The 8985-nt window shown below is 68.3% G+C and carries 10 protein-coding genes; all 10 read left to right on the top strand.

The genetic code is table 11. The features are described from left to right. Positions 1 to 391: 391 nt before the first annotated feature. The 10 genes from HW445_RS10460 (at position 392) to HW445_RS10415 (ending at position 8892) form a co-directional block, all read left to right on the top strand. On the top strand, positions 392 to 829 hold the full coding sequence (locus HW445_RS10460; protein ID WP_151771226.1) for a hypothetical protein: 438 nt from the start codon (positions 392 to 394) through the stop codon (positions 827 to 829). A gap of 225 nt (positions 830 to 1054) precedes the next feature. Then, the gene (gene atpB, locus HW445_RS10455) at positions 1055 to 1876 is read left to right on the top strand and encodes a F0F1 ATP synthase subunit A (protein ID WP_151771225.1); all 822 of its coding nucleotides are present in this window, start codon (positions 1055 to 1057) and stop codon (positions 1874 to 1876) included. A gap of 77 nt (positions 1877 to 1953) precedes the next feature. Then, positions 1954 to 2181: an ATP synthase F0 subunit C gene (gene atpE, locus HW445_RS10450; protein ID WP_108954361.1), complete on the top strand. Its 228-nt coding sequence runs from the start codon at positions 1954 to 1956 to the stop codon at positions 2179 to 2181. A 41-nt stretch (positions 2182 to 2222) separates the two neighbouring features. Then, positions 2223 to 2768, top strand: a complete 546-nt coding sequence (locus HW445_RS10445; protein ID WP_180220751.1) for a F0F1 ATP synthase subunit B — start codon at positions 2223 to 2225, stop codon at positions 2766 to 2768. Beyond that, positions 2765 to 3580: a F0F1 ATP synthase subunit delta gene (locus HW445_RS10440; protein ID WP_180220750.1), complete on the top strand. Its 816-nt coding sequence runs from the start codon at positions 2765 to 2767 to the stop codon at positions 3578 to 3580. The genes HW445_RS10445 and HW445_RS10440 overlap by 4 nt, the downstream gene beginning before the upstream one ends. A gap of 129 nt (positions 3581 to 3709) precedes the next feature. Beyond that, complete coding sequence (atpA, locus tag HW445_RS10435; RefSeq protein ID WP_180220749.1) at positions 3710 to 5302, top strand: F0F1 ATP synthase subunit alpha; 1593 nt, start codon at positions 3710 to 3712, stop codon at positions 5300 to 5302. Positions 5303 to 5323: 21 nt separating this feature from the next. Continuing rightward, positions 5324 to 6241, top strand: coding sequence for a F0F1 ATP synthase subunit gamma (locus HW445_RS10430; RefSeq protein ID WP_180220748.1), 918 nt, complete (start codon positions 5324 to 5326; stop codon positions 6239 to 6241). After that, complete coding sequence (atpD, locus tag HW445_RS10425) at positions 6241 to 7689, top strand: F0F1 ATP synthase subunit beta (RefSeq protein ID WP_180220747.1); 1449 nt, start codon at positions 6241 to 6243, stop codon at positions 7687 to 7689. The genes HW445_RS10430 and atpD overlap by 1 nt, the downstream gene beginning before the upstream one ends. A 183-nt stretch (positions 7690 to 7872) precedes the next feature. Further along, complete coding sequence (locus HW445_RS10420; protein ID WP_151771219.1) at positions 7873 to 8247, top strand: F0F1 ATP synthase subunit epsilon; 375 nt, start codon at positions 7873 to 7875, stop codon at positions 8245 to 8247. A 189-nt stretch (positions 8248 to 8436) separates the two neighbouring features. Continuing rightward, on the top strand, positions 8437 to 8892 hold the full coding sequence (locus tag HW445_RS10415) for a DUF2550 domain-containing protein (RefSeq protein ID WP_180220746.1): 456 nt from the start codon (positions 8437 to 8439) through the stop codon (positions 8890 to 8892). Positions 8893 to 8985 lie beyond the last annotated feature (93 nt).

Here is an 8985-nt window from a genome sequence, read left to right as displayed (position 1 = left end):
GTTCCGCCGGCCCGGCCCGCCCTCGTCCTCGCGCCAGCCGCGCTAGGTGCCCCAGGCGCAGTAGGTAAGAATCCGGCTAGAGCTTGACCCACCCGAGGGACGCCCTTGGGGAGTGCTTGGGTGGGCAAATCGGCCCTATATCAGTCAGAAGGTGCGCCGAATCGTTACTGGCACACCTCTTAACCCCCTCGTGTGACAGTCGGCACACGAAGTAGGTAAAGACCTCATCAAATAGTTTGTGATAGCGTTCACGAGTAGCCCGGACCGGAGCCGGACGAGCGCGCACGGTCCCCCAGTGCGGCGGTCCCCCGGACCGAGGTTCTCCCTCTCACCCCGGGTCTACGCTCGTCCATGACGACACCCTGCCCCCTCAGCAAGCGGAGTTGCCGCCATGCCGTCCAACGACGTTCGGATGCTCATCCATACCGCGGTGCCCACCGCTGCCGCCGGCGCGATCGCCGCGGTCCTCAGTGGTGTGTTCGCCGGCGGCAAGGGTGCGCTCGGCGCCGTCGTGGGAACGCTGGTCGTGCTCTTCTTCATGGGTCTCGGGCTCTACGTGCTGCAGCGCGTCGCGAAGTCGCTTCCGCACCTGTTCCAGGCCATGGGCCTGATGCTCTACACGGTGCAGATCCTGCTGATGTTCTTCTTCGTGGCCGTCTTCAAGGACACGTCGTTGTTCCACCCCAAGACCTTCGCGATCGCGCTGGTCGCCGCGACCATCGTCTGGGTCGCCGCGCAGGCCCGCGCGCAGATGAAGGCCAAGATCTTGTACGTCGATCCCGAGTCGACCGAGAACGAGAAGCCGCAGAAGACGGGGCGCTCGTCGTGAGGAACGGGGCCGGGGCAAGCACAGGTGAGCGTTCCTGCTATCGTCCGTTGCCGACTGCGGCATCGCGGGCGCGGGCATCCGAGCTGACGCCTGCTCGAACGCGAGGCTTGATGCCCCCCAGCCGCCCCCACATCCGTAAGACCAGTCCCGTGCCGAACCGCGGCCTCGTGCCGCGCCGACACAACGAGGTTGCCGTACCTATGCGCCACGCTGAAGGAGCCCGCGGTGAGTGCTGATCCGACGCAGGTGCTCGCCTTCGAGACCGACTGCCACATCTTCGATGGCTGTGGCTTCCCGGCTCCGGGCCTGCACTCGTTCCTGTTCGAGCCCCTGTGGGGCGACGCGGACAGCAACCTGTACTTCAACAAGCCGATGCTGCTCGCCCTGCTGGGCTCGGTCATCGTGATCGGCTTCTTCTGGGCCGCCTTCCGCAAGCCGAAGCTGGTTCCCGGCAAGCTGCAGATGGTCGCCGAGTTCGGTTACGACTTCATCCGTCGCGGCGTGGTCTACGAGACCCTCGGGCGCAAGGAGGGCGAGAAGTACGTCCCCCTGGTCGTCTCGATGTTCTTCTTCATCTGGATGATGAACCTCTGGTCGATCGTCCCGCTCGCCCAGTTCCCGGTGACGTCGATCATCGCCTACCCGGCGGTCCTGGCGCTGATCGTCTACGTGCTGTGGGTCAGCCTGACCTTCAAGCGCCACGGCTTCGTCGGCGGCTGGAAGAACATCACCGGCTACAACAAGGACCTCGGCCCGGTTCTTCCGCTGGCCATGCTGATCGAGTTCTTCTCGAACCTGCTGGTCCGCCCCTTCACCCACGCGGTGCGACTGTTCGCGAACATGTTCGCGGGCCACACGCTTCTGGTGCTCTTCACGATCGCCAGCTGGTACCTGCTGAACGGCATCGGCATCGCCTACGCCGGCGTCAGCTTCGTCATGGTCATCGTGATGACGGTCTTCGAGCTGTTCATCCAGGCCCTGCAGGCGTACGTCTTCGTGCTGCTGACCTGCACCTTCATCCAGGGCGCGCTCGCAGAGCACCACTGAGTCATCGCCCGTAGACCCGACCCCCAGTCGTCCGGTGGCCAACCCCCACCGGTCCGTTGAGAAAAGGAAGAACTGGCATGTCCACTCTTGCCGCAGTTACCGGTTCTGTCGCCTCCATCGGCTACGGCCTCGCCGCCATCGGCCCCGGCGTCGGCGTCGGCATCATCTTCGGTAACGGCACCCAGGCGCTGGCCCGCCAGCCCGAGGCCGCCGGCCTGATCCGTGCCAACCAGATCCTCGGCTTCGCCTTCTGTGAGGCGCTCGCCCTCATCGGTCTGGTCATGCCGTTCGTCTACGGCCAGTGATCTAGCGATCCCCACCAGCCGACTAGACGAAAGGCATTGACATGAGCCAGCTGCTCACGATCGCGGCTGAGGAGGTCCAGAACCCCCTCGTTCCGCCGATCCCCGAGCTCGTCATCGGCCTGATCGCCTTCGTCATCGTCTTCGGCGTCTTCGCCTGGAAGCTCCTCCCGAACATCAACAAGGTTCTGGACGAGCGCCGCGAGGCCATCGAGGGCGGTATCGAGAAGGCCGAGGCCGCCCAGACCGAGGCCCAGAGCGTGCTCGAGCAGTACAAGGCTCAGCTCGCCGAGGCCCGCCACGAGGCCGCGCGCCTGCGCTCGGAGGCGCAGGAGCAGGGTGCCGCGCTCATCGCCGAGATGCGTGCGGAGGGCCAGCGCCAGCGCGAGGAGATCATCGCCGCCGGCCACGCGCAGATCGAGGCCGACCGCAAGGCCGCCGCCACCGCACTGCGCCAGGACGTCGGCAAGCTCGCCACCGACCTGGCCGGCAAGCTCGTCGGAGAGTCCCTCGAGGACCACGCCCGTCAGAGCCGCGTCATCGACCGCTTCCTCGGCGAGCTCGAGGAGAAGGCCGAGGCCGCGCGATGAACGGAGCGAGCCGCGAGGCCCTGGCAGCCGCCCGTGAGCGACTCGACGCGCTGACGGACTCCACGTCCGTCGACGCGGCGCAGCTCGCCGACGAGCTGGCCGCCGTCACCGCGCTGCTCGACCGCGAGGTGTCGCTGCGTCGGGTCCTCACCGACCCGGCGCAGTCCGGAGAGGCCAAGGCCGACCTGGTCCAGCGCCTGCTGGGCAGCCAGATCGGCGGTCCGGCCACCGACCTGGTGTCGGGCATGGTCCGGTCCCGCTGGTCCGCCCCGCGCCACCTGGTGGACGCGGTGGAGGAACTGGCGAACCTCGCCGACCTCACGGCCGCGCAGAAGGCCGGCGCCCTGGACGACGTCGAGGACGAGCTGTTCCGGTTCGGCCGGATCGTCGCCTCGAACGGTGCCCTGCGCGCCGCGCTGACCGACCGGTCCGCGAGCGCCGAGGCCAAGAGCGGTCTGCTGCGCAGCCTGCTCGGCGGCCGGGCGAACGCCGTCACCGAGCGCCTGGTGGTCCGTCTGGTGTCCGCGCCGCGTGGACGTAGCCTGGAGGCGGGACTCGAGTCCCTCGCCAAGCTCGCCGCCGGCCGCCGCAACCGGATGGTCGCCGTGGTCACCTCCGCGGTGCCGCTGAGCGACACCCAGAAGCAGCGCCTGAGCGCCGCCCTGGTGAAGCTCTACGGCCGCGCCATGCACCTCAACCTCGACGTGGACCCCGCGGTCCTCGGCGGGATCCGGGTGCAGGTCGGCGACGAGGTCATCAACGGCTCCGTCGTGGACCGCCTCGAGGACGCCAACCGGCGCCTCGCCGGCTGACCGAGCCACACAGCAGAAGTACGTTTTTACGGCCCTGGTTGGGCCGTGCAGAGGATGCAAAGTTTCTGGGGGAGCCCCCCAGATTCCCCCAAGAAACTTCGGGCCCAACAAGGAGAGCAGGGAACCCAGATGGCGGAGCTCACGATCCGGCCGGAGGAGATCCGGGACGCGCTGGAGAACTTTGTCCAGGCGTACAAGCCGGACGCGGCCTCGCGCGAGGAGGTCGGTACGGTCACCCTTGCCGGCGACGGCATCGCGAAGGTCGAGGGTCTTCCCTCGGCCATGGCCAACGAACTGCTGAAGTTCGAGGACGGCACCCTCGGCCTCGCCCTCAACCTCGAGGAGCGCGAGATCGGTGCCATCGTCCTCGGCGAGTTCAGCGGCATCGAGGAGGGCCAGCCGGTGCACCGCACCGGTGAGGTCCTGTCGGTCGCCGTGGGCGAGGGCTACCTCGGCCGCGTGGTCGACCCCCTCGGCAACCCCATCGACGGCCTCGGTGAGATCGCGACCGAGGGCCGCCGCGCCCTCGAGCTGCAGGCCCCCACGGTCATGCAGCGCAAGTCGGTGCACGAGCCGATGGAGACCGGCTACAAGGCCGTCGACGCGATGACCCCCGTCGGCCGTGGCCAGCGTCAGCTGGTCATCGGTGACCGCCAGACCGGCAAGACCGCCCTGGCCGTCGACACCATCATCAACCAGAAGGCCAACTGGAAGACGGGCGACCCGTCGAAGCAGGTCCGCTGCATCTACGTCGCCATCGGCCAGAAGGGCTCCACCATCGCGTCGGTCCGCCGCGCGCTGGAGGAGAACGGCGCTCTGGAGTACACGACCATCGTCGCCGCCCCGGCGTCCGACCCGGCCGGCTTCAAATACCTGGCGCCGTACACCGGCTCGGCCATCGGCCAGCACTGGATGTACCAGGGCAAGCACGTCCTGATCATCTTCGACGACCTGTCGAAGCAGGCCGACGCCTACCGCGCCGTGTCGCTGCTGCTGCGTCGTCCGCCGGGCCGTGAGGCCTACCCGGGTGACGTCTTCTACCTGCACTCGCGTCTGCTGGAGCGCTGCGCCAAGCTCTCCGACGACATGGGCGCCGGTTCGATGACCGGTCTGCCGATCGTCGAGACCAAGGCCAACGACGTCTCGGCGTTCATCCCGACCAACGTCATCTCCATCACCGACGGCCAGTGCTTCCTGGAGTCGGACCTGTTCAACGCCGGTCAGCGCCCCGCGCTGAACGTCGGCATCTCCGTCTCCCGAGTCGGTGGTTCCGCGCAGCACAAGGCGATGAAGCAGGTCTCCGGCCGTCTGCGCGTCGACCTGGCCCAGTTCCGTGAGCTGGAGGCGTTCGCCGCCTTCGGTTCCGACCTGGACGCCGCGTCGAAGGCGCAGCTGGAGCGCGGTCAGCGCATGGTCGAGCTGCTCAAGCAGGCTCAGTACCAGCCGATGGCCACCGAGGAGCAGGTCGTCTCCGTCTGGGCCGGCACCACCGGCAAGATGGACGACGTCCCGGTCCAGGACATCCGCCGCTTCGAGTCGGAGCTGCTGGCCTACCTGCGTCAGACCGAGGCGGGCCTGCTCCTGTCGATCCGCGAGGGCGGCAAGATGTCGGACGACACGCTGACGGCCGTCGCCGACGCCATCGCCGCGTTCAAGAAGACGTTCACGACGTCGGACGGCAAGCTGCTCGGCGAGGACGCTCCGGTTTCCGTCTCCAAGTGACGTAAGGAAGGGACCTGACTCATGGGAGCTCAGCTCCGGGTCTACAAGCGTCGCATCCGATCCGTCACCGCGACCAAGAAGATCACCAAGGCGATGGAGATGATCGCCGCCTCGCGTGTCGTCAAGGCGCAGCGCAAGGTGGCGGCCTCCACGCCGTACGCGACCGAGCTCACCCGCGCGGTCACGGCGGTGGGCACCGGTTCGAACACGCGCCACCCGCTGACCACGGAGGCGGACAACCCGACCCGTGCCGCGGTCCTGCTCCTGTCGAGCGACCGCGGTCTGGCCGGCGCGTTCAACTCCAACGCCATCAAGGCGGCGGAGCAGCTGACGGCGAAGCTCGAGGCCGACGGCAAGCAGGTCGACACGTACATCGTCGGCCGGCGCGGCGTCGCCCACTACAACTTCCGCGAGCGCACGATCTCGGGGCAGTGGACGGGCTTCACCGACGAGCCGACGTACGCGGACGCCAAGCAGGTCGCGGCACCGCTGATCGAGGCGATCGAGAAGGACACGGCCGAGGGTGGTGTGGACGAACTCCACATCGTCTACACCGAGTTCGTCTCGATGATGACGCAGACCGCCATCCAGGCGCAGCTGCTGCCGCTCAAGCTGGAAGACGTCGCGGCCGACTCGCCCGCCAAGGGCGAGATCCTCCCGCTGTACGACTTCGAGCCGTCCGCGGAGGACGTCCTCGACGCCCTGCTGCCGCGGTACGTCGAGAGCCGCATCTACAACGCGCTGCTGCAGTCGGCCGCTTCGAAGCACGCCGCCACCCGGCGCGCGATGAAGTCGGCCACCGACAACGCCGGAGAGCTCATCGAGACGCTCTCCCGGCTTGCCAACGCGGCCCGCCAGGCCGAAATCACCCAGGAAATCAGCGAGATCGTCGGTGGCGCAGGCGCCCTGGCCGACGCGACCGCGGGGAGTGACAACTAATGACCACCACTGTTGAGCCGACCGCTGGCGCGGGCGTGGCCACCGGCCGCGTCGCGCGGGTCATCGGCCCGGTCGTCGACGTGGAGTTCCCCGTCGACGCGATGCCGGAGATCTACAACGCCCTTCACGTCGAGGTGGCCGACCCGGCCAACGCCGGCGCGAAGAAGACGCTGACCCTCGAGGTCGCCCAGCACCTGGGCGACGGCCTGGTCCGCGCCATCTCCATGCAGCCCACCGACGGCCTGGTCCGCCAGGCCCCGGTGGCCGACACGGGCACGGGTATCACCGTCCCGGTCGGCGACTTCACCAAGGGCAAGGTGTTCAACACCCTCGGTGAGGTGCTGAACTCCGAGGAGTCCTACGAGGGCGAGCGCTGGTCCATCCACCGCCAGGCGCCCAACTTCGACGAGCTCGAGTCGAAGACCGAGATGTTCGAGACCGGCGTCAAGGTCATCGACCTGCTGACCCCGTACGTCAAGGGCGGCAAGATCGGTCTGTTCGGCGGCGCCGGCGTCGGCAAGACGGTGCTCATCCAGGAGATGATCTACCGTGTCGCCAACAACCACGACGGTGTCTCCGTGTTCGCCGGTGTCGGTGAGCGCACCCGTGAGGGCAACGACCTGATCGAGGAGATGTCGGACTCCGGCGTCATCGACAAGACCGCGCTGGTCTTCGGCCAGATGGACGAGCCCCCGGGCACCCGTCTGCGCGTGGCCCTGGCCGGTCTGACCATGGCGGAGTACTTCCGCGATGTGCAGAAGCAGGACGTGCTGTTCTTCATCGACAACATCTTCCGCTTCACCCAGGCCGGTTCCGAGGTGTCGACCCTGCTCGGCCGTATGCCCTCCGCGGTGGGCTACCAGCCGAACCTGGCCGACGAGATGGGTCTCCTCCAGGAGCGCATCACCTCGACCCGTGGTCACTCGATCACCTCGATGCAGGCGATCTACGTCCCCGCGGACGACCTGACCGACCCGGCCCCGGCCACCACCTTCGCCCACCTCGACGCGACGACGGTTCTCTCCCGTCCGATCTCCGAGAAGGGCATCTACCCGGCCGTGGACCCGCTGGACTCCACGTCCCGGATCCTGGACCCCCGCTACATCGCGGCGGACCACTACAACACCGCCATGCGCGTCAAGGGGATCCTCCAGAAGTACAAGGACCTCCAGGACATCATCGCGATCCTCGGTATCGACGAGCTCGGCGAGGAGGACAAGCTCGTCGTCCACCGTGCCCGTCGCGTGGAGCGCTTCCTGTCCCAGAACACCCACGTCGCCAAGCAGTTCACCGGCGTGGACGGTTCGGACGTGCCGCTGGACGAGTCGATCTCCGCCTTCAACGCGATCTGCGACGGTGAGTTCGACCACTTCCCGGAGCAGGCGTTCTTCATGTGCGGTGGCCTCGAGGACCTCAAGGCCAACGCCCGGGAGCTGGGCGTTTCCTGAACCTCCTGAGGTTCGGCGGAGCCGGACGAGGTGAGAGGGCCCGTCTTCGGGCCGGCCCTCTCACCCCGGGCTCCCGCCCCCGCTCCACCCCGGGACCCGTTCCCGGGACCCCCGTCTTCGGACGGGTCTAGACTTTGACCCAACACCCGGCATACCGCCGGGTGGTGACCCGAGGAGCCAACCTTGGCTGCTGAGCTGCACGTCGAGATGGTCGCTGCCGACCGCCAGGTCTGGTCCGGTGCGGCCACCCTGGTCGTCGCGCGCACCACCTCCGGCGACATCGGCGTCATGCCCGGTCACCAGCCGCTGCTCGGTGTGCTGGAGTCGGGCCCCGTGACCATCCGTACCAGCGGTGGTGAGACGGTCGTGGCAGCGGTCCACGGCGGTTTCATCTCCTTCGCGGACAACAAGCTGTCGCTGCTGGCCGAGATCGCCGAGCTTTCGGACGAGATCGACGTCCAGCGTGCGGAGCGGGCGCTCGAGCGCGCCAAGTCGGAGGCCGACGCCTCCGCCGAGCGCCGCGCCGACGTCCGCCTGCGGGCGGTGTCGGCTCGCTGACCCCGGCGCGCCCTGCGCGCGCTGTGCACGTGCGTGACTCAGCCGCGGCCGGTTCCGGAATACTCCGGAACCGGCCGCGGCTGAGGTGAATCCGGAGACGCTTCGTGCGTCGCCGGTTTCTGCGTTACCGGTTTTCATCTTTGCCAGTTGACAGGTTCCCAGTTCTAGGAGACGAGGAGGTCGGTGCCGATGATCCTCGCTCTGACTGTGTTCGGGACGCTGGTCGTGCTCGCGCTGGTGGGCCTGTTCGCCTTCGGGATGCGGCGCCGGCTGATCCAGCGGTCGGGGGGCACCTTTGACTGCAGCCTCCGCTGGGACGCCCCCGAGCTGCCCGGGGGGACGGAGGGCGACGGCAAGGGGTGGGCGTACGGGGTGGCCCGGTACAGCGGTGACAGCATCGCCTGGTACCGGGTGTTCTCGTATTCGCCCCGGCCGCGCCGGATGCTGGAACGCTCCGCCATCGAGGTGGTGGGCCGGCGGATGCCGGAGGGCGAGGAGGAGCTGGCGCTGCTGCTGAACGCGGTGGTGCTGGCCTGCGTCCACCAGGGCACGCGGCTGGAGCTGGCGATGAGCGAGGACGCGCTGACGGGTTTCCTGGCGTGGCTGGAGGCCGCGCCGCCCGGGCAGAGGGTCAACGTCGCGTAGGCGCGGCACCGACATGGAGGGGGGGCGGCCCATGGCCGCCCCCTCGCTTTCCCCCGACCGATGCCGACGCCGCTGCCGCCGATGCCGCTGCCC

The organism is Streptomyces sp. UH6, from assembly GCF_013421635.1.
GTDB classification, from domain to species: domain Bacteria; phylum Actinomycetota; class Actinomycetes; order Streptomycetales; family Streptomycetaceae; genus Streptomyces; species Streptomyces abyssomicinicus.
Note: the sequence above shows the minus strand (reverse complement) of the source record. Positions and strands in the feature narration are given on the sequence as shown.

Coding starts and splice junctions, on each gene's coding strand:
- HW445_RS10460 (WP_151771226.1), top strand. CDS start 392: ATGCCGTCCAACGACGTTCGGATGCTCATCCATACCGCGGTGCCCACC.
- atpE (WP_108954361.1), top strand. CDS start 1,954: ATGTCCACTCTTGCCGCAGTTACCGGTTCTGTCGCCTCCATCGGCTAC.
- HW445_RS10430 (WP_180220748.1), top strand. CDS start 5,324: ATGGGAGCTCAGCTCCGGGTCTACAAGCGTCGCATCCGATCCGTCACC.
- atpD (WP_180220747.1), top strand. CDS start 6,241: ATGACCACCACTGTTGAGCCGACCGCTGGCGCGGGCGTGGCCACCGGC.
- HW445_RS10440 (WP_180220750.1), top strand. CDS start 2,765: ATGAACGGAGCGAGCCGCGAGGCCCTGGCAGCCGCCCGTGAGCGACTC.
- HW445_RS10445 (WP_180220751.1), top strand. CDS start 2,223: ATGAGCCAGCTGCTCACGATCGCGGCTGAGGAGGTCCAGAACCCCCTC.
- atpA (WP_180220749.1), top strand. CDS start 3,710: ATGGCGGAGCTCACGATCCGGCCGGAGGAGATCCGGGACGCGCTGGAG.
- HW445_RS10415 (WP_180220746.1), top strand. CDS start 8,437: ATGATCCTCGCTCTGACTGTGTTCGGGACGCTGGTCGTGCTCGCGCTG.